Origin of the sequence: Larkinella bovis (assembly GCF_042655385.1) — a bacterium.
In the GTDB taxonomy this organism is placed as follows: Bacteria; Bacteroidota; Bacteroidia; order Cytophagales; family Spirosomataceae; genus Larkinella; species Larkinella bovis.
Window position 1 is genome coordinate 832,811 of the sequence record NZ_JBHSMA010000001.1, and the last position, 20,618, is coordinate 853,428.

The 20,618-nt window shown below is 52.7% G+C and carries 16 protein-coding genes; 8 read left to right on the forward strand and 8 right to left on the reverse strand.

The window, feature by feature from the left end:
- Positions 1–36: 36 nt before the first annotated feature.
- Together ACFPMF_RS03510 and ACFPMF_RS03515 are read right to left on the reverse strand one after the other, a co-directional pair.
- Positions 37–1,245, reverse strand: a complete 1,209-nt coding sequence (locus tag ACFPMF_RS03510) for a M28 family metallopeptidase (protein ID WP_379841158.1) — start codon at positions 1,243–1,245, stop codon at positions 37–39.
- A 173-nt stretch (positions 1,246–1,418) separates the two neighbouring features.
- Positions 1,419–3,608, reverse strand: a complete 2,190-nt coding sequence (locus tag ACFPMF_RS03515) for a glutamine synthetase III family protein (protein WP_379841160.1) — start codon at positions 3,606–3,608, stop codon at positions 1,419–1,421.
- A 469-nt stretch (positions 3,609–4,077) separates the two neighbouring features.
- On the opposite strand from ACFPMF_RS03515, the gene ACFPMF_RS03520 reads away from it, so the two are divergent.
- Both ACFPMF_RS03520 and mtaB read left to right on the forward strand, forming a co-directional pair.
- Positions 4,078–5,760 (forward strand): LTA synthase family protein, encoded by a 1,683-nt coding sequence (locus ACFPMF_RS03520; RefSeq protein ID WP_379841162.1) that lies wholly within the window; start codon positions 4,078–4,080, stop codon positions 5,758–5,760.
- Between the two features lie 128 nt (positions 5,761–5,888).
- Positions 5,889–7,232, forward strand: coding sequence for a tRNA (N(6)-L-threonylcarbamoyladenosine(37)-C(2))-methylthiotransferase MtaB (gene mtaB / locus ACFPMF_RS03525; protein ID WP_379841164.1), 1,344 nt, complete (start codon positions 5,889–5,891; stop codon positions 7,230–7,232).
- A gap of 190 nt (positions 7,233–7,422) precedes the next feature.
- On the opposite strand, the gene ACFPMF_RS03530 is transcribed toward mtaB, so the two are convergent.
- The 3 genes from ACFPMF_RS03530 to ACFPMF_RS03540 form a co-directional block, all read right to left on the reverse strand.
- Positions 7,423–8,751, reverse strand: coding sequence for an ammonium transporter (locus tag ACFPMF_RS03530; protein ID WP_379841166.1), 1,329 nt, complete (start codon positions 8,749–8,751; stop codon positions 7,423–7,425).
- A gap of 69 nt (positions 8,752–8,820) precedes the next feature.
- Entirely contained in the window at positions 8,821–10,002 is a 1,182-nt protein-coding gene (locus ACFPMF_RS03535) for a porin (protein ID WP_379841168.1), read from the reverse strand.
- Positions 10,003–10,364: 362 nt separating this feature from the next.
- Complete coding sequence (locus ACFPMF_RS03540) at positions 10,365–10,718, reverse strand: 4Fe-4S dicluster domain-containing protein (protein ID WP_379841170.1); 354 nt, start codon at positions 10,716–10,718, stop codon at positions 10,365–10,367.
- Positions 10,719–10,882: 164 nt separating this feature from the next.
- Between ACFPMF_RS03540 and ACFPMF_RS03545 the strand changes: the two genes are divergently transcribed.
- A complete protein-coding gene (locus tag ACFPMF_RS03545) occupies positions 10,883–11,902 on the forward strand; it encodes an aldehyde dehydrogenase family protein (RefSeq protein WP_379841172.1) in 1,020 nt (339 codons plus the stop codon).
- Between the two features lie 93 nt (positions 11,903–11,995).
- On the opposite strand, the gene ACFPMF_RS03550 is transcribed toward ACFPMF_RS03545, so the two are convergent.
- On the reverse strand, positions 11,996–12,637 hold the full coding sequence (locus ACFPMF_RS03550) for a hypothetical protein (RefSeq protein WP_379841174.1): 642 nt from the start codon (positions 12,635–12,637) through the stop codon (positions 11,996–11,998).
- Between the two features lie 202 nt (positions 12,638–12,839).
- Between ACFPMF_RS03550 and ACFPMF_RS03555 the strand changes: the two genes are divergently transcribed.
- A complete protein-coding gene (locus tag ACFPMF_RS03555; protein ID WP_379841176.1) occupies positions 12,840–13,421 on the forward strand; it encodes an RNA polymerase sigma factor in 582 nt (193 codons plus the stop codon).
- Positions 13,418–14,143, forward strand: coding sequence for a hypothetical protein (locus tag ACFPMF_RS03560; protein WP_379841178.1), 726 nt, complete (start codon positions 13,418–13,420; stop codon positions 14,141–14,143). Before ACFPMF_RS03555 ends, ACFPMF_RS03560 begins: the two co-directional genes overlap by 4 nt.
- Before the next feature lie 24 nt (positions 14,144–14,167).
- Here ACFPMF_RS03560 and ACFPMF_RS03565 read toward each other — a convergent pair whose 3' ends face one another.
- On the reverse strand, positions 14,168–14,548 hold the full coding sequence (locus ACFPMF_RS03565) for a response regulator (protein ID WP_379841180.1): 381 nt from the start codon (positions 14,546–14,548) through the stop codon (positions 14,168–14,170).
- A 188-nt stretch (positions 14,549–14,736) separates the two neighbouring features.
- Between ACFPMF_RS03565 and ACFPMF_RS03570 the strand changes: the two genes are divergently transcribed.
- Genes ACFPMF_RS03570 through ACFPMF_RS03580 form a run of 3 tightly spaced genes read left to right on the forward strand, consistent with a single transcriptional unit; the run spans position 14,737 to position 19,829 of the window.
- Positions 14,737–15,447, forward strand: coding sequence for a tetratricopeptide repeat protein (locus ACFPMF_RS03570; RefSeq protein ID WP_379841182.1), 711 nt, complete (start codon positions 14,737–14,739; stop codon positions 15,445–15,447).
- 11 nt (positions 15,448–15,458) lie between these two features.
- Positions 15,459–16,997 (forward strand): S8 family serine peptidase, encoded by a 1,539-nt coding sequence (locus ACFPMF_RS03575; protein WP_379841184.1) that lies wholly within the window; start codon positions 15,459–15,461, stop codon positions 16,995–16,997.
- Between the two features lie 3 nt (positions 16,998–17,000).
- Positions 17,001–19,829, forward strand: coding sequence for a CHAT domain-containing protein (locus ACFPMF_RS03580; protein ID WP_379841186.1), 2,829 nt, complete (start codon positions 17,001–17,003; stop codon positions 19,827–19,829).
- On the opposite strand, the gene ACFPMF_RS03585 is transcribed toward ACFPMF_RS03580, so the two are convergent.
- Positions 19,808–20,605, reverse strand: coding sequence for a glycoside hydrolase family 16 protein (locus ACFPMF_RS03585; protein WP_379841188.1), 798 nt, complete (start codon positions 20,603–20,605; stop codon positions 19,808–19,810). The two genes, ACFPMF_RS03580 and ACFPMF_RS03585, sit on opposite strands and share 22 nt — an antisense overlap.
- Positions 20,606–20,618 lie beyond the last annotated feature (13 nt).

A 20,618-nucleotide genomic window follows, 5' to 3' on the forward strand; every position in this document is an offset into this window, starting at 1 on the left:
CGATTTTTAACACCTCCGACCCGACGGCATTTTTTATCAAAACCGTTCGGCCGACAGTTCAAAGGTCTGGTAATACCGAACAATGGTTTGAATCGCAAAATCAACCGTCGTCGGAATCGCCGATAAACCCGTCACCAGCAACTGGTCTTCCGGCCGGTGAATATTCGGCATCTGCCCCTGCTTATCCATTGCCGTCAAGGCCATCACCGGCACGTTCCGGCGCACGAACCAGACACTATCAAAATCGGCCGTATGCCACCGCGCCGGTCGAACCACGCCCCGGAACGGTTTTTCATTCAGCAGGTATTCCGCGGCCTTCATCAAGGCATTCGTATATTCTATAACTTCAACCGTTCCCGTATGTTTGATCAACCGGGGCGAACCATTCCCCAGGGTATCAAAATTGACCGCTATGGTTCGCCCTTTCGGCCATTCCGGGTAATGTTTTTCAAGGTAGGCCCGCGAGCCCACCAGGCCGGTTTCTTTCGCCCCAGTCAGCACCAGTTCGATTTCCAGACCGGGCAAATACAGCTGACGCAACCGATCGGCGGTCGCAACCGCCGTGACCACGCCCGTTGCATTGTCGCTGGCACCGTTTGAATAGCCATAAAGCCAATAGCCCAGGGTACTCAGCAGGGCCTGCAGAACCAGGTACGCAATGAGTCCGTAGCGAATCCAGGGAAACCACGGATTGCCGAACCCGAGCTGCTCAATCACGACCAACAGGCCCGCCACCAGCGTCAGGATCAGGGTTACAACCAGAGAGGCATGAAACGTTCGGACCCGGGTGGTCCGGTACAGCAATGAAATGGGTGCCGAATCGTAATGCGCCATGAGAATAACCTTCATAACCGGCGACTCCTGATCGCCAGCATAGGCAAAGGTCTCTTCGCGCCACCGACCGATGACGTTATGGGAGGTGACTAAGGGGGGCAGGCGGATTACGGGCGAAAACCGCCAGTTAAAGAACAACCAGGAAAGAACGATCCATCCCCAGGTCCAGAAAATGGCCAGCCAACCCAGCCAGGGCCACGTTAACAACCCAACGCAAATTCCTCCGACGAGCCAGTAAATAATCGACACATACGTGCGCGGGGTGCGAAAAGGCTCCACGGTCACCATCGCCTGAAGCTCGCGTAAGGTGCCGGTGAGTAACTGGATGACGGCCGCTTCCTGGTCGGTTGCCGCTCCGCGGTGCGGAAAACGGCACAAATCGCGCATCAACGATTCAATGGAAAAGGGCATTCTTTCTTTGAGTTAGGGACGAATTGATGATGCCGTGTACCAACTAGCGTATCTTTCTAATCGGTAAGTAAAGATACAACAGCGGTCGGAAACTTAAGAAATCAAGCCCAAAAACAAAAGCCTGCACCAGCCGGCGCAAGCTTTATGTAACGATATGGTTGGAAAAAAATAACTTATTTTACGAACAGCAGTTCCCGGTATTTAACCAGCGGCCAATCTTCATCATCGATAATCAATTCGAGCTTATCGACTTCGTACCGGATCACATCGAAGAAATCCTTCACTTCCGTTGCGTAGAGTTTTGCCATTTCGGCGGTATCCGACAGCGCATTGGCTTTCTTCCGGGTTTCGGTCATTGCCTCCACGCCTTTCTTAATGGCCAGTACGCGGGCTGATACCTCGGCAATAATGCCTTTGATGGGTTCAGCTTCCGAAGTCATGCCCAGATCCACCAGCGCCTTGGCGGTTTCAGCCAGCTTGTTCAGGTATTTCAAGGCCGTTGACACCACGTGGTTCATGGCCAGATCTCCGATCACGCGCGACTCGATCTGTACTTTCTTGATGTATTTTTCCAGTTCGATTTCGTACCGGGATTCGACTTCGGAGTGATTCAGAACACCCGTCCGCTCGAACAGTTCCAGCGATTCAGGTCTCAGGTAGACACCCAGGGCTTCCGGCGACGATTTGATGTTCGACAAACCGCGTTGAGCAGCTTCTTCCACCCACTCGTCGGAATAACCGTTGCCTTCGAACAGAATACGTTTGGAGTCGGCATAGTAGGCTTTCAGAATATCGACAATCGCGAGTTCTTTCTTTTCGCCGGCGGCCAGACGGGCATCCAGATCCGCTTTGAATTTAGTCAGCTGATCCGCCACGATCGCATTCAGAACCGTCATGGTCGACGCGGAGTTCGCGCCACCCCCAACGGCCCGGAATTCGAATTTGTTACCCGTAAATGCAAACGGTGAAGTACGGTTCCGGTCGGTATTGTCACGCAACAGCGACGGAATCCGGTTGATGCCCAGTTTGTAATAAACGTTATCGCCTTTGTTGACAATCACTTCCGACTTCGTTTCGAGGTCTTCCAGTGCTTTCGTCAGCGACTCACCCAGGAAGACAGACACGATCGCCGGGGGCGCTTCATTAGCACCCAGACGGTATTCGTTACCGGCGGAGGCAATGCTGGCGCGCAGCAGATCAGCATGATCGTGAACGGCCTTGATTACGTTTACCAGGAACGTCAGGAAGCGCAGGCTTTCTTTCGGTTTTGAGCTGGGAGCCAGCAGGTTAACGCCGGTATTCGTACCCAGCGACCAGTTGTTGTGTTTCCCGCTACCGTTAATGCCGGCGAACGGTTTTTCGTGGAACAATACTTTGAAGTTATGACGCTCGGCCACTTTTTCCATCAAGTCCATCAACAGGGCGTTGTGGTCAATGGCCAGGTTCACTTCTTCAAACGTCGGGGCCACTTCAAACTGGCCCGGAGCCACCTCATTGTGACGGGTCCGAACCGGCATACCCAGTTTCATGGCTTCGAATTCGAAATCCACCATGAATGCATTGACGCGCGGGGGAATCGAGCCAAAGTAGTGATCTTCCAATTGCTGCCCACGGGCCGGTGAGTGACCGAATACCGTGCGTCCGGCCATAACCAGATCCGGGCGGGCGTAGAACAGGGCTTTGTCGACCACGAAGTACTCCTGCTCGGGCCCGAGCGTCGGGGTTACTTTCGTGACATTCCGGTCAAAATATTGGCAAACCGCCGTAGCAGCCTTATCAACTGCCGACAGGGCTTTCAGCAACGGGGTCTTGTAGTCAAGGGCTTCACCGGTATAGGAAATGAATACCGAAGGAATACAAAGCGTTTTACCACCCGCACCGTTGTCCATCAAAAACGCCGGCGAACTGGGGTCCCAGCCCGTATAGCCGCGGGCTTCAAATGTATTCCGCAGCCCTCCGTTGGGGAATGAGGACGCATCGGGCTCCTGTTGAACCAGGGCGCTTCCTTTAAACTTCTCGATGGCTTTGCCTTCCATCGTTACGTCAAAGAATGCATCGTGTTTTTCGGCCGTATCACCCGTCAGCGGCTGAAACCAGTGCGTGTAGTGGGTAGCTCCTTTGGCCAGCGCCCACGACTTCATGGCATTGGCCACTTCGTCGGCAATATCGCGGTCGATTTTACCGCCGGTTTCAATCGCCTGGGTAATTTTGAGATACGCTTCCGGCGACAGCAGGGAACGCATCACTTCATTATTAAAAGTGTAGGAACCATAGAATTCCGACACCTTCTCGGCGGGAGGAGCTACAGACAGTGCTTGCCGACTTTGTGCAATTTCGAGGGCTTTAAACCGAAAGTTAGACATATTAGGTTCGAGGTGGTTTTTGGATTAAAAACGCTCAAAAATACTGACATTTTATTATTATTTCCAAAAAATAACCTCCTATTTAACCCATTTTTCATGAAATTTTATCAGAAATCACAAAAACTGGCTTCACCCTCTTTCGGTAACACTTTCTAGAAAAATAACTATTTTCGAACATTATTGCACCTACACTAGATCAAATTGCACCTGCCCAAGATGAAGACCTGGCTGCACGTAAAACCGTTCATATAATTTCTACCCTTTTGGGATAAAAAGCGGAATATCTTTGTTGTCCAAAGATCGAAATTAACTGGATTAAATGAAGGGTCGATTACTTCTTATACTCACGTTACTGGCCGCCTGGACCTGCTGGCTATCAATCAATCGCGTGCTATTTCTGAGCTATCAGCCACAGACCGAACTGTTGGACTCTTCTACGTTACTGGGCGTTTTTGTCCACGGATTTCGCATGGATCTTTCCACAGCCGGCTACCTGACTCTCCTGCCTGCCCTGGTGCTGACGGTTATGCCGAACCTGTTACCAACGAAGCTGGCCCTTCTTCTGCGGTCCCTGCTCAGTGCGGAGCTATTTCTCGTTTCGTTTATTGCGGTGGCCGATCTGGAGGTTTTCCGAACCTGGGGGTTTCACCTGGATAGTACCCCCCTGCATTTTTTGAAATCCCCGCGCGAAGCAGCCGCATCCGTGGCGTCCTCGCCCCTGCTTTTGTTAGGTACGGTTTTTATTAGTCTGATGGTGGGGGGGTATTCCGTGTTCAATCAACTGCTGGTTGGCTTTCTCAAGCAGTTCAAACCGGTCCGGTGGTGGATTGCAAGTCCGGTTCTGCTGGTAGCCACCGCAGCCCTTATTATCCCCATCCGAGGGGGCAGTCAGCTGGCCCCCATGAATGTCAGCACAGTATACTTTTCGCCGGTTGCCTTTGCGAATTACGCAGCCGTCACGCCCCAGTGGAATTTTATTCACTCCTGTCTGGAGCAGAATAAATACGGCACCAATCCGTACATTTTCTTTCCGAAGGGCGAAGCCAACCGTACGTTGCAGGCCCTTTACCAACCGGCCGGCAACTCGGCATCCCTGCTTACCACCGATACGCCCAACATCCTTTTCATCGTTTGGGAAAGTTTTACCGCCAAATCCGTAGCCGCACTGGGGGGACGGTCAGGCATTACTCCTCACTTTGAAAAGCTGTCGCAGGAAGGCTTGTTTTTCAGCCAGCTCTATGCGAGTGGCGACCGGAGTGAAAAAGGGCTGATTGCCCTGCTGAGCGGTTTTCCGGCGCAGGCCACCGCGTCGATCATGACCTTGCCAACGAAAGCCGCAAAACTGCCTACGCTGGGCCAGAAACTAAAAACTGCGGGTTACCAGACCTCGTTCTATTACGGCGGAGAAACCGAATTCGCCAATATCAAATCGTATTTGTATCACAATCGGTTCGACCGGATTATTTCCAAAACCGACTTTCCGCGGAATCAGTGGAATTCGAAATGGGGGGCTCACGACCATGTGGTCTACAACCGGATCCTGTCGGATCTGGGATCGTCGTCGCAACCCTTCTTCGTGACCTTCTTTACCCTGAGCAGCCACGAACCGTTTGAGGTGCCCATGCCAGCGGTCTTTCCCGGCGATGACGAAGAATCACTGTTTCTGAATTCCTTATATTATGCCGACCGGAGCCTGGGAGAATTCGTGGCGCAGGCCAAAAAACAGCCCTGGTGGTCGAACACCCTGATTATCATCACGGCCGATCACGGGCACCGGCTCCCCAAATTGTCCGCGGATCGAAAGCAGGATTTTCACATTCCGATGCTCTGGACCGGGGGTGCCCTGAAAGCCAAACCGCAATTGATCGACCGGATCGGCTCGCAGACCGACCTGGCCGCAACGCTTCTGAACCAGTTGAAACTGAACGCTTCCGAATTCCGATGGAGTCGCGATTTGCTCCATCCCCACAACCGCCCGTTTGCCTACTTCGCCTTCAACAACGGTTTTGGCGTTGTCCAGCCCAATCGCCACCTGATTTTCGATAACATCAGCCGCCAGCTAATTTCTTCGAGCGGAACGATCGACCAAAAGGACCTTGAACTCGGTGAAGCCTATGAAGAAGAATCGTACCAGGATTTTCTGGATAAATAAGGAATGCCGGGAGGTTGGGCTGCGTTTCTGAACTTTCCCGGCCCCGAAATCGTACCTTTAAATACCTTGACGCTACATTCCTGAAAATTACGGACTAAAGTCCGCTGGTACGTTGTATTTTTGCAGCAATGAAAAAAATTGCCTTTTATACACTCGGTTGTAAACTGAACTTCTCCGAAACTTCCACGCTGGCCCGAATGCTGGAGCAAAAGGGGTATGAACGGGTGGAATTTAATCAGAAACCGGACGTTTTTATTATCAATACCTGTTCCGTGACGGACAATGCCGACAAGAAATGCCGGAAGATTGTCCGGGAAGCGCAGCACATCAACGCCGATGGCTACGTGGCCATTCTGGGCTGCTACGCCCAGCTCAAACCCGAGGAGATTGCCACCATTCCGGGGGTCGATGCGGTTTTGGGAGCGGCCGAGAAATTCCGGCTGGCCGAATTACTGGACGGTTTTGTAAAAGCGCCCCACGGAAAAGCGGTCGTTTATAACTCCCCGATTCAGGAAGCCGTTGATTACCACGCATCCTACTCGCTCAATGACCGCACCCGGACGTTTCTGAAAGTTCAGGATGGCTGCGATTACCCCTGTGCCTACTGTACCATTCCGCTCGCACGGGGCAGCAGCCGGAGTGATACCATCGCCAACGTGGTCCGGGCGGCCCGCGAAATTGCCGAACGGGGCGTGAAAGAAATCGTGTTGACGGGGGTCAATATCGGCGATTTTGGTCTGCATCCCCATACCGGACCGGCGGGGTCGCGGCAGGAAACGTTCTATCAACTGATCCAGGCTCTGGATGAGGAGGATGGCATTGAGCGGTTCCGGATTTCATCCATCGAACCGAATTTACTGACCGATGAGATCATTGCCTTTGTCGCACGGTCGAAACGCTTTGCGCCCCATTTTCACGTTCCGTTGCAGTCTGGTTCCAATACGGTTTTAGGCTTGATGCGCCGGCGGTACAAGCGCGAACTCTACGCCGAGCGTGTTGCCAAAATCAAGGAATTGATGCCGCATGCCTGCATTGGCGTCGATGTCATTGTGGGGCATCCCGGCGAAACGGATGATGCTTTTCTGGAAACCTACCAGTTTCTGAACGAACTGCCGGTTTCGTACCTGCACGTTTTTACGTACTCGGAACGGCCCAACACCCACGCCCTCGCCATCAAACCGGTGGTCGCGTCGTCCAAACGGGCCGAACGATCAAAAATGCTGCACATCCTCTCGGACAAGAAAAAGCGGTTTTTCTACGAACAGCAGGTTGGCCGGGAGGCCACGGTTTTGTTCGAAGAAGATGTGGAAAATGGCCAGATGCTCGGTTTTACGGAGAATTACGTGCGGGTAACGGCGGTTTACGACCCCCTGCTGATCAACGAAACCAAGCGGGTTGCAATGACCGGCCTCAATGCTGCGGGTCTGATGGAAGTGACCGAAAGCGACTTACAACCCGTCCATTTCCATTAATGCTATCGTTCGAACCAGCGCCGGTTCGACCGCATGAAGACGGTTTTGACTGACCCTGAAACACCCCGGCAAACCCTTGTCGGGGTGTTGTTTTTTCCGAAAAAAAAGAAGGTATCCGTCAAAGACAGATACCTTCATCGAGTACAACAAAACCACAGGCAACCCCTGTGGCTCTGTCATAATATCTTGACTAAGCGTCTACCAGGAATTCGTCGTGCTGGCTTACGTCCAGACCCACTTTTTCGTCTTCCTCGCTAACGCGCAGCGGCAGAATGGCATTGGTTACGATCAGCATCAGGTATGACATACCGAAGGCGAAAACCGATACAACCACCAGGGCCATTATATGGGTAAAGAACAGTTTGGTCTCACCGAAGGCCAGTCCTTCAGAACCCACCGCAGAGTTAATGCCTTTTGAAGCGAAAATACCGGTCATCACCATACCGACCATCCCACCTACGCCGTGGCAGGGGAACACGTCCAGCGTATCATCCAAGGTTGATTTGGTACGCAGGTGCGCTACTATGTTGGAGATCATGGCCGAAACCGTACCGATGAAGATGGACGACGGAACCGTTACGAAACCGGCAGCCGGGGTAATGGCAACCAGACCTACTACTGCACCAATCGCAAAACCCAGTGCCGAGACTTTCTTGCCTTTAGCGGCATCAAACAGCACCCAGCTCAAACCGGCCGCTGCAGCCGCCGTGTTGGTCGTTGCAAAAGCGGAAGCCGCCAGCGGAGAAGCTCCAACCGCCGAACCGGCGTTGAAACCGAACCAGCCAAACCACAGCAAACCGGTTCCCAGAAGAACGAACGGAATGTTGGCCGGTGGGAAATAATTCGATTCGACTTGTGATTTCCGACGTTTCAGATAAAGGGCACCGGCCAGGGCAGCCCAGCCCGCCGACATGTGAACAACCGTTCCACCCGCAAAATCGAGTACGCCTAACTTGGCCAGGAAACCATCCGGGTGCCAGGTCATATGCGCCAGCGGGCTGTATACGAACAGGCTAAACAGGATCATGAACAGCACGTAGGACTTGAAATTGATCCGCTCGGCCATGGAACCCGTAACGAGCGCCGGCGTAATCATGGCGAATTTCAACTGGAAGAAGGCAAAAACAACCAGCGGAACCGTAGCCGCAGCCGCCCAGGGTTTGCCATCCAACACCCCATTGAACATGAAGAACGTCGAGGGGTTTCCGATAAAACCGCCGATGCTCTCTCCGAACGCCAGGCTGAAGCCCATAACAACCCAAAGAATACTGATCACTCCCATGGCGATGAAGCTCTGCAACATCGTGGAGATGACGTTTTTGTTGTTGACCATCCCGCCGTAAAAATAAGCCAGGCCGGGCGTCATCAACAGAACGAGGGCAGCCGATACAAGCATCCAGGCGGTGTCGCCCGTGTCGAGCCCTTCTGTCACAATCGTGGTTGGAACAGCCGGCATAACGACGCCTAGTACGCTGAGAATTAGCAGGATTGCAATCGGCAAGTAAGACGGTTTTTGCATGATACGAAAAACGGTTTAGTTGTACATTAGGGTGAGAAAGGTCACAGACGACCAGTGTGGGGTTGCGTATTAAAATTTGTAAATAAGGGCGAGTCCAAGCGTGGCCTGCGATGATTTGGTGAACTTGCCATCGCTATCTTCAAACTGCTGTTGTTCAGCCGTATTGGCACCGCCCGGTTTCGCGTAGCTATCGAGCCGGAATTCCGGTTTGATCAGCAGATTGCCATCAGCCGCTGTAATATTAGCCGTAACGGTAATTGAGTTTACACTCGTGCCAATCTGATTGAAGTTGCGCAGGGCGCGGGCGCCATCTTTGTTTTCGAAATACTCATAGCGGGCACCCAGACCAAACTTGCCGGTGAACGCATAGTTCGTATACAGCGCCACACCACTCCATTTCGAAGTTCCGGCTTTCACCGGGGCATAGCCCTGGAAATCTTCTTTCTGCGAACCGATGGCCGCGTTCAGACCCATGAAAAACTTCTCGGTAATCTGGTAGGTTGTCGCCAGATCGAACACGGAATACATCCCCTTCACGGCTTTTCCGGTCGAATCCGGATTCGCTTCGTTGCTCACAATCCCATTCAGGTAGACGTTCCAGCCGGAAGCCGGAGCGAAGAAGAGTTGCCCGATAATCCCTTTTGCTTTGTTATTATCCTGCCAGCCATCGACGTTGTTGACAATCCCGAGCATCAACGAAGCCTTGTCACTGAATGCGTAGGTTCCTTTAACCCCCGTATGGTAGAACGGCCCGTTGTTGAAGAGATTCGAGAGGGAGTAGTTATAGTTAACCGGCGCATCGATAACTTCATAACCGATGTGGGTACCAAACTGCCCCGCCATGATGGAGAATTTATCCGAGGTTCGCCAGTTGATGTATGCTTGTTTGATGGCTAAAGCCGAAGACGCGGTTCCCAGCGGACCAATGGCGTTGGCGTAGTTACCAAGATCGGCATTGGGACCAAACGTCAGATCGAAAACGGCATCAACCTTATCCGTACTGTATCCAATTTTCGTTTGGACAAGCCCTAACGAAATCTGACCCGAACGCTGGTCGAATACGCGGGCCGTGCCGGCGGCTCCTAAATTCTTTCTTGACAGGGGATTGTTGAAGTTACCGCTATAGTATGTGTCGATATACCCGGAGAAACTGAATTTGCCTTTGTTTTCTGGTATTGTCTCAGTACTATCCTGTGCTTTAGACAATAAAAACGAAAACGAACAACATACAAGTAAAAATGTTTTCTTCATAATTTTCTTTGGTTTGCTCGAGGAATAAGGAAAGAATATAACTTCGACACAAATATGAGTAGTGTATATAATATTTGCAAGTATTTGACAAAATTTAATGCAGTTTACACCAAAATTGTGCCTTTGTCTCAGCATTTACCTATAAACAAAACCAATTTTTCATGTTTTTACACTTTTTGACTATCACAATCAAATTCTGCTATATTGATTTTTTTTAAAATATTATACAAGTCCAGCCTTCTAACTATTGTCAATTATTTACTGGAATAATACCATTTTCATGGGTGACTGAATTTTCACAGGGCAAAAAAAATCCCGGACGGTCGGTCCGGGATTTTTTTTGATGTATGTTGGAACGTCAATTAGACAGCCTCAGCGTGGAGCCAGGCTTTTTTAGCCAGCAGTGTTTCTTCATCTTCCACGACATCCGGATCAGGCACACAACAGTCGACCGGACAAACGGCGGCACATTGCGGTTCTTCATGAAAACCAACGCATTCCGTACATTTATCAGAAACAATGTAATAAAACTCGTCGGATACCGGGGTTTGCGGATCTTTACCGTTGACTACCGTACCATCACCAAAATCGACAACATCCAACTCGGTTCCTCCCCCCCAGGTCCATTCCACACCGCCTTCATAAATGGCCGTGTTCGGGCATTCTGGTTCGCAGGCACCGCAATTGATGCACTCGTCTGTGATTATGATTGCCATTTGCAGGTAGAATTTTAATGGTTCGTGAGCATCGTCCACCCACGAAACAGTTGCTTGTTAGTTTTAAACGCTAATTGAACAACAAATATAATTATTTAAAGGTTGACAGCAAACTATAATTTATTTTTGCCGGTTCAATAGTAATAAATGTCTTCCTTATTTTTATGTCTATAACGGAACGAGCTGCGGCTTTTGTCGAACTGGGAAATTATCTCAAAAACCCCGAAAACGCAGCAGAATTGGAGGAAATTGCCCAGAAAGCCTATTCCTCCAACCCTTGGTTTACGCCCGAAAACGTCGCAAAATCCCTGGCGGCCATTGCCCATGAGTACCTTGATGAAGAAAAGTTATCGGCATGGATAAAAGGTTATAACGTCACCGGCAAAGCGGCTAAAAATGTGGGCGTTGTTATGGCGGGCAATATTCCGGCCGTCGGTTTTCACGATTTATTATGTGTCCTGATCAGCGGTCACCGCTTACTGGCCAAGCTCAGCACCCCAGATTTTGTATTAATTAAATATTTAATACAAAAAATCATTGAATTTAACCCCGGTTTTTCGGATTTCATTCAAATTAGTGAGCGCCTGAACCAGGCCGATGCCTTTATTGCCACCGGCAGTTCAAACTCCGCCCGGTATTTTGAGTACTACTTTTCGAAAAAACCAAACATCATCCGCCGAAACCGCTCGTCGGCTGCCATTCTGACCGGTCGCGAAACCGCAGGCGAGCTTCAGGCCCTGGGCAATGATGTCCTGGATTACTTCGGGCTGGGGTGCCGGAACGTGTCCACCGTTTTTGTTCCGGCGTATTATGACGTGGTTCCGTTGCTGCACACGCTTGAACCCCGGGCGTTTGAATTTACCAGTCACCACAAGTACAACAACAACTACGACTACAACAAATCGATTTACCTCGTCAACGGCGTGCCGCACTACGACAACGGTTTTTTATTGCTGACCGAAAACGAAGGGCTGGTTTCCCCGATTTCCGTGCTTTATCTCCAATACTACACCGACCTGAACGAGTTGGAACGTAAAATCGGGGCCCTTTCTGAAACGATTCAGTGCCTTGCGTCCAAAGACGGTTTTTATCCGAACAGTGTTCGTTTCGGCCATACCCAGCGCCCCGGTTTGACCGACTACGCCGATGGGATTGATACCATGGCCTTCCTGCAGGGGCTTTAATGCCCACAAAAAGTTCCGGGAGGCCAAGAAGACCTCCCGGAAGCTCAACAACTTCACCTATTGTATGAAGCACGATGGTGTGGATAATCCGTCTCATTTCGCAACCAGCGCACTGGAATCCGGCGTAGCCTCCGATTTGCTGGTGATCAGCGTTTGGGATGGTTTCCGGCTCAGGGTGAACAGGCTACTGGCGCAGGGGGTCTGTTGCCGGATTTTAACGATCTGAACCCGGTAATCCCCTTCCGGCATCATCGCCATGTTGAAGCGGTAGCCCCCCTGAAAGCGTGATTCATACTGGGTACAAACCACGCGGCCCTGCTGATTCAGAATGTCAATCCGCAAATTTTCTTCGTGCGGATTGTAGAAGTACACCTTCACCCCCGCTCCGTTCTCGTTGGCAGAGGGAACAATACGAGCAAACACATCAACCTGGGAGGCTAACCGTTCGTTCCTCAGATTCCGGTTTCGGGCGCGAACCATTCGGGCGTTTTCGGCATTGGGTGGCAGCGTTACCGATTGTACGGACGACCCTTTTGGTTGATTCTGAGCAATTCTAAGCAGGGTTTCGTTCAACCGGCGGACGTTGCCTCTGGTCAGTTTTACCAGGCGATTGGGTAAAACTTCCTGATGCATCAGGTGCTGGTCGGCATTATAATACCGAATCGTCGTACCGTTCGTTTTGTAATCCGTGTTCATCTGCCAGTAAGGCTGGCTACTGGTTTTTGTACGGTCCAAATACGCAGTGGTTTGTGCCTGAACGGATGATGCCCAAAGCAGGCAAAGTGCCGAAATACGAATGCAAGTTTTCATGGTGTGACAGAAAGTTTAGTATGAACTTTTAGTCGCATGAATCGAAAATATTGGTAACAGATTGTTTCTAAAAAATTGAAAACCAATGATTTTTCGGCATATTTGATGGAAGCGTAACTCTGCCCCAATGCGTTTTTTTTCTCGTTCCCCTGCCGATTCCGACCTCATTGCCGGACTAAAGGCCGACGGTTTGCAACGCCGGAAAGCCGAGGATGAACTGTATCTGAAGTACCAGTATCTGATTGCCGATGGGCAGCGAAAGCACCGGCTGGATGAAGACGATTGCGCCAGTGCCTATTCTGACACAGTCATTTCGGTCATCGAGAATATCCGGGGTGGACGGTTTGAAGGGAAGTCCGGGCTGTCCACGTATATTTATCAGATTTTTTCGAACAAGTGTATTGACCTGATCCGGAAAAAATCAAGCCAGCGGGGGCAGGTGCACCAAGCCCTTTCGCTCGATGATTTGTTATTACAATTACCGGATTCGGCCCGGTCGATTATTCAACAGCTGACCGATGAAAGTGAAATTGTTCGATTGCGCAGTCTGCTCAACACGCTGGGTGACAAATGCCGCGATATACTGCTGGCGATGGGCGAAGGCTATTCGGATGAGGAAATCGCCCGGCAAATGCAGTATAATTCGGCGGCTGTCGCCAAAACCAGCCGGTTACGGTGCATGGAACGCTTGAAGAATCTTTACAAATGAACGAACTGGAATTCATCGACGATTATTTTTCCGGCCGTCTATCGCCGGCGGAACGGATGCGGTTCGAAACGTCACTGGAAGCCGACAACCGCCTGGCCGAATCGGTTGCGTTTTATTTGTCGACCCGGGAAGCGGCCAAACGGGCGGCCCACGACCGGCGCAAGGCGGAATTTGACGCCTTGCGACAATCAGCGGTGCCGGTTCGTGCTTTCCCGACCGGCTTTGCCCTGGCCATGGCGGCCTCGGTGGTCTTGCTGCTGGGCTTAGGGGGCTATTGGCTGTTTCAGCAAAAAACCGCATCGCCGGTGGAACTGGCCGATCAGTATGTTCAGGCCCATTACCGGCAGTTATCCAGTACAATGGGGGGGCCGGGGGATCGTCTGCAAACCGGAATTGGCTATTACAATCAGGGGAAATTTGCCGAAGCGGGGGCGGTTTTTGACGAACTTCTGATGGCCCAACCGCATAACGATCGCATCCAGGAATACGCCGGCCTCTCGGCGCTTCGGACGGGGAATTACGACCGGGCGATCGAACGGTTTCAAGAACTGGGCAAACGCACCGACCTGTATGCAAATCCCGGTCTTTTCCTGGAAGCCCTCGCGCGCTTGAAACGAAATCAGACCGGCGACCGGGAGCAGGCCAAGACGTTGCTCAAAACCGTCGTTGCTCAGAACCTCCAGGGCAAGGCCGAAGCGGAAAAACTCATCGAGGCTTTCTAACCGTCTTTGGTAACCGACCGTTTCTCACCACTCATCCGCTCCGCCATAAATTTCCCGAATCGCCCCCAGAATCCGCGGGGGTGGCATTTTCTTCAGTAGATACCCGGACATACCCGCGCCGATAGCGTCTATCACCCGTTCATCCAGATCGTCGCTTAGCACTATGAATCGTTCGAGCGGCAGGTCCTTCCATAAAAATGGACGGGGTCGGGCTGCCGCCCGTTCGGTCAGCAATTCGATATCCAGTAGAACCAGATGGGGCTGAAGCCCTTGTACCTGGGCCTCCAGTTCCTTGGTAGACTCATAGGCTCCCAAAACCGCATACCCGGCCGTTGACGCCAGCTGAGTCGTGAGCGCCTGCCGAAACCGGGCCTCCTTTTCATAAACCAGAATACGAACATCCATTTTGCCATTGCCTGGGGTGGTCGGTGGTTAGTCGAAAAAAAACGCCCGGCGGAAACAAAGGAGTTGCCCCCGTTCACTCACAATTTTCAGACTGATGTTGGTGCCCGTCCCCAATCCGACGACTAAGAGAAAAACGGATGGCTCCATTGATTCGGAGCATCCCTCATTTCGTAGGAAAGGGAATGGTTATGCAGGAGCTGAAATTCATCGACAACTATTTTAGCGGCTTACTTTCGGCCCGTGATCGCGTGCGTTTTGAAATCGAACTTCAAAACAATCGCCGGTTTGCCGAAACGGTGGCGTTCTACCTGCTGGTGCGGGAAGCGGCTCACCGGGAAGCGCAAAGCCGGATTCAGCCGTTACCGACGGGGCAAAGTTGGCGCGTCTGGGTGTTCCGCGCGGCAGCGGTCTGCCTGCTTGTGCTGGGCATCAGTCTGGCTTTCCGGTTCTGGCCTGGCCATCCGTCGGGAAGCGAACTCGCGGACCTTTATCTGACGGAACACTACGACCGGCTCCCCGTCCAGATGGGAGGCCCCGCCGATAGCCTGACAATCGGCATAGACGCTTATAACCAGGGACGCTGGGCCGAGGCCGGGGCGGTTTTTGAAACACTTCTTCAGCGGGAACCGACCCAGCTCCAACTTCTGGAATATGCCGGGGTTGTTGCCCTGCACGCAAAGAAATACGACCAAGCCATTACGCATTTTCACCGGCTCGGCCGGCAGACTGCCCTCTACGGCAACCCCGGTTTTTTCCTGGAAGCTCTCAGCTATTTGAAGCGGGGACAACCGATGGATAAAATCCGGGCTAAAAAGTTGTTACGCACTGTTATTCAGGACAATTTGGAAGGGAAGTACGCGGCAGAGCAATTGGTAAAACAAATCGATATACCTCATTAACGCCATCCATTATGCGTATCGTTACGACCGTTTTTCTGCTCGGCCTGCTGGCTTTAGGACTCCAATCCTGCGACTGGCTCATTCCTCTCCTCAGAAGCCATCCGCAGGCCCCACATCTTCCGGATCAGAACATCATCCTGTTCCGGCCGCAACTGACGGCCACCGGTTCGCAACCCATGCCGATCGCGATGCAACACGCCATGGTGCAGGCGGCCAATGAATCGCTTAAAAATGCCGGAAAAGACACGTTGCGCATTAGCCGCTGGTGCCCCTGCGATAGCTCGCTCGTGTTGCTGGAAGGCCACCAACTCGACGATTTGCTGATCAACGGACGAGAAATGGCCTCCAGTACCCGGCCCAGCGGGGGCGTGAGCGGAAATCCGCCGTTTGCCGATATTACCTACAACCCCACCGCGAACGAATTGAAATGGCCGGAACTCGTCGGAGAGGGTTCATTAAATTATATACTCTCCCTGCCTTTTTATCACCAGCCCAAGGATGCCATCGTCAAAGTCCCGCTCCGACCGTTTATCCTCCCCACCGATTCGACCACAAAACCGTTTATTATCGCCATCACCGATACCGGTTTCCAACCCGGTTTGTATCCGGCCGCAAACGGCCAATTCTGGGTAAATCCCGGCGAATCAACCACTTCCGATCGGGACCAAAACGGTCTGGTGGGCGACATGACCGGCTGGGATTTTGTAACCAATACCAACCTGCCCTACGACAGCAACGGGCACGGCACGCTGGTCACCTCGTTGATTCATGAGCAATTGAGAACCAATGAATGGGCTTCCAAAAACGTTCGGTTTATGTACCTCAAAACCTACAGTCTGAACGGAAAAGGCACCTTGTTCAACAACCTTTGTGCGTTATCGTACGCCCGGCAGAAGGGAGCCCAACTCATCAACGCCAGTTGGGGCTTTTACAGTCCGAAGGAAAGCCTGCTGCTGGGTTATTTTATTAAGGAACTGAGTGCAACAAACAGGGTATTGGTTGTAGCGGCTGGCAATGCGAACGGGGATCTCGAAAGGTCCCCGTTCGGCCTGGTCCCATCCTCCTATTACCGCAATTTGGAAACCAACCCGTTCTGGCCGGCCCGCTACAGCGGTGCCTACCAACATGTCATTACCGCTACCACGATCCATCCAACCACCAAGGCCCTGGCTAGCAAACACACCAGCGATGACTTCCTGGCCTATTCGGTATGCGCCGACCAGAATTATTCCGACCCATTCGTCAACGTCGGGGTGTACAATAACCGAAACCGCCCGAACCCCTACTGTAGCGTCCTGAATATCACGGCCCCGAACCAGGGAGCGATGGCGTCCGGCAGTTCATTTGCCGCGCCGGTCGTCACCGGCAGGCTGGCAGCCCGGCTGGGCGAGACCTGGACTACGGGGAAACGGGACGTGTTGTTTGCGAGGCTGGAAAACCAGTCGGCCACAATACCGGCCGGAACGCCCCAACTTCCAACGCTGCGAAGTCACCCGACCCTGACCAGTCAAATTAATGCGGGCCGTTACATCAAACGCGTTGAACCCTAACGCATGGGAATCCCACCTCAAACCGGCTCCCTGGCTCACCTGCGCACCCGATCGGCGGGCGGGCGAATAACGGTATGGATGGCGCTGTTGATAAGCGTCATTGGGCCGACGGTTTTCGTGTCGGCCCAATGCCCTCCGGCAGCGGTTATTCCGTTTCGGTACGATAGCTTAATGCGGCTCCCGAACGAGCAGCAGGCAACCGGTTTCTGGCAGCTCCTGCGGCTCTGCGACCGCTGCGGCCAAAACCGGGATTCGTCCTACGCCAAAATCTGGCACCGCCTGGGCGCTCTGTCCTATTTTCAAAAAGACTTTTCCAGGGCGTTGCACTACACGGAAAAAGCCATTGCCATCAACGCCCGGCAACAACCGGCCAGCAGTCCCTCCTTCCTGGCGAAAAGTTATTTCAATCTGGCAAAAATATACCTGGACCTCCAGGACGAACGACGGGCTCGGCAGGTCTTTCAGCAGTTTGTCGACTTCGGCAGCCAGTTTCCGGAACGCTACGAGCAGGTGGCGATGGCCTACTGGCATCTGGCCAATCTGTTTTTCAAGGAATCCGACTACCAGAAAGCGATTCGTCAGGCCGACCTGGGAATCGCCTTTGCCGAACGGATCAATCACACCAACCTGCTGGCCGCCAACCTGACGGAGAAAGCGAACAGTTTGAAAGAACTTGGCGACTACGAACGGGCGCTATCCCTGGTCAATCAACTCATTCGTTTGTTTGGAAAGACGCCGGAACCGTCGATTGAGCTGGCCAATGCGTATTCCTCCCGGGCGAGTGTGCTGCTGCGTTTACACCGGTTTTCGGAAGCACGCAACACCTACGACCGGGCCTACCTGGTGCATACCCAGATCGGGAATCCGCCGGGGCAGGCAGAAGTGATCTCCAACATCGGTTTTTTGTACGACAATTTCCTGCATCAGGCCGACCGGGCGCTGGGACAGTACCAGAAAGCCCTGGCCATCAAGACGGATGACCGGTACGGTCAAATCCGAATCATCAGCAATATTGGCGAAATCTTCTGGCAAAAACAGGACTTCCCAACGGCCCTGCGCTATTTTCGGCGGGCGCTCGACAGCCTTCGAATCGATGCCGGGCAAAAACCGGCTTCGCTCACCCGGACGATCCGGCAAACCCCGTACAAAGAGTATCTCCTGAGTGTGGTTCAAAACCTGGCGGACACCTGGCTCGATTATGCCAAAAGTCTGGCAAAACAGAATCAGAAACCGCTTCAGGAGGCCCTGAACGCCTACCAGCTGGCCGACCAGACCGTCGATATTATGCGGTTTGAGCAAACGGGCCTGCAATCCAAGCTCTACTGGCGGGAAAAAACCCATAGCCTGTATGAACACGCCATCGAAACCGCCTATTTATTGAAAGACCACGATGCGGGCTTTCACTTTTTTGAAAAAAGCCGGGCGGTTTTGCTCAGTGACAAACTCAACGAACTGGGTGCCCGCCAGCAGCTTCCTCCCCGGAAAGCCCGGCAGGAGCAGGTCATTCGGCAGGCCATCCAGAGCCTGCAACTTATGCTGGCCGATCACAAACCGGGCAGTCGTGCCTACGATTCGACCAACACCCGGTTGCTGATGGAGCAGGAAAAACTGGATGCTTTTCTGACGAAAACCGAACAGGAAAACCCTTCGTATTTTCGGTACAAGTACGATACTTCCATTCCGTCGCTGGCCACGTTGCACCAATGGCTCAACCGGCGGAGGGCTTCGCTGGTTTCATTTTTTGTCGGCGACCGGGCGCTGTACATTTTTTCGGCCGACGGAACCCGCTCCCACCTGCTGCAACGGGCGGTCGAACCCTACCGCGAAACCGTGCAGGCCTTTCTGCCCCTCTGTGCCAGTCATCAGCAAAACCGGCAGTTTGGACGTTTTCTTACCCTGAGTCATGCGCTGTATCGGCAACTCATTCAGCCGCTTAACCTTTCCACGGAAAGCGTGATCGTTTCCCCGGATTTGCATTTTATTCCCGTTGAAACGCTGAGTCGGTCGGCTACAAAACCGGATTTCCTGATTCATTACCACGCCTTTAGTTACGGCTATTCGGCCACGGTTTTACTAAAAGAAAAGGCCCCTTCAGCCGCGGGCACGTCCGATTTTCTGGGAATGGCACCGGTCCGATTCAACCCCCGGCTCCGGCAGGCCGTCTTACCGGGTTCCGATCAGGTTTTGTCGGACATTGGAAACCTATTTTCCCAACCGACGCTGTTAACGGAACAGGCCGCTACCCGGCAGGCTTTCCAATCTAAGGCGTATGACTATCAGATTGTTCAGTTGTTCACCCATGCCGACGCCGATAGCCTGGGCCGCGAACCGCTCCTCTATTTTGCGGATTCCACCCTGCACTTGTCGGAGCTAAACGACGAGTTGTCGTATCAAACGCAAATGATTGTGCTATCGGCCTGTAAAACGGGGATCGGGGTCAATCAGCAGGGAGAAGGCATTTTAAGCCTGGCGCGGGGCTTTGCGTCCCTCGGCATTCCCAGCGTCCTGACGACGCTCTGGAGCGTGGAAGATCAGGCGACGTACCAATTAACCGGGCGTTTCTATCACCACCTGAGTACCGGCCTGCCGAAAGACATCGCGCTTCAAAAAGCGAAGCTGGACGGGCTGCATTCCGCTTCCCGCACCGCCCAGCTTCCGTACCGCTGGGCGGGCCTGATTCTGGTGGGCAATCCGGATCCGCTCCCGGCTTTCCGTTCGAACACGCCCCTTTGGGCGGGTGGTTTAGCACTCTTGCTGGGCGGTTTTCTGGGTTGGTGGCTCCTGCGCCGGAAAGCGGGCCAGAACCGGATTTATTCAAAAACCCGGACGTAATCCACCTCCAGGCGCTGCGGCCAGATGGCGTCATCGATGCCTTTCTGACCGCCCCAGTTCCCGCCCACGGCCACGTTCAGGATCAGGTAAAAGGGCTGGTCGAGCGGCCACTGTTCGTAGCGGCTGCCGGTTTCCTGCTTCGTAATGGTAAAATATGTTTCGTTATCGATCAGGAAATCAATCTTTTCGGCGTTCCAGTCGATGGAATAGACGTGAAAACCCTGCGTCGCACCCGGCACTTTTCTGATCCCGGTTTTTTCGGTATGCTTCGTATGGTTATACGCCTGGGTATGAATGGTCCCGTGAATCTGGTCTTCGTTAAAACCGACATGCTCCATGATGTCGATTTCGCCGTCGAGCGGCCATTTCAGGGGTGTTTTTGCACTCAGCATCCAGATTGCCGGCCAGGTTCCGCGCCCTTTCGGCAACTTCGCCCGCACGTCGATCCGGCCATATTTCCATTCCCCCAACCCTTTGGTAATGAGTTTGGCCGAGGTATAGTCCCGGTTTTCGTGTTTTTCTTTCCGGGCTTCGATGATCAGCAACCCATTTTCCACGCGGGCATTTTCCCGACGGGGTCCGAGGTAATACTGCAGCTCGTTATTCCCAAAACCGTGTCCGCCCACATCGTATTTCCATTTGGCGGGATCGGGCAAACCGGTTTTGTCAAATTCGTCGGCCCAAACCAGTTTTCGGTCGGCCGACGGTTTTTCGGGGGCTGCAAACCGGCCCGAGAGCGCCAGGGCCAGGCCGGAAAGGATTAGAATGAAGTTCATCTTCGGTAACGGG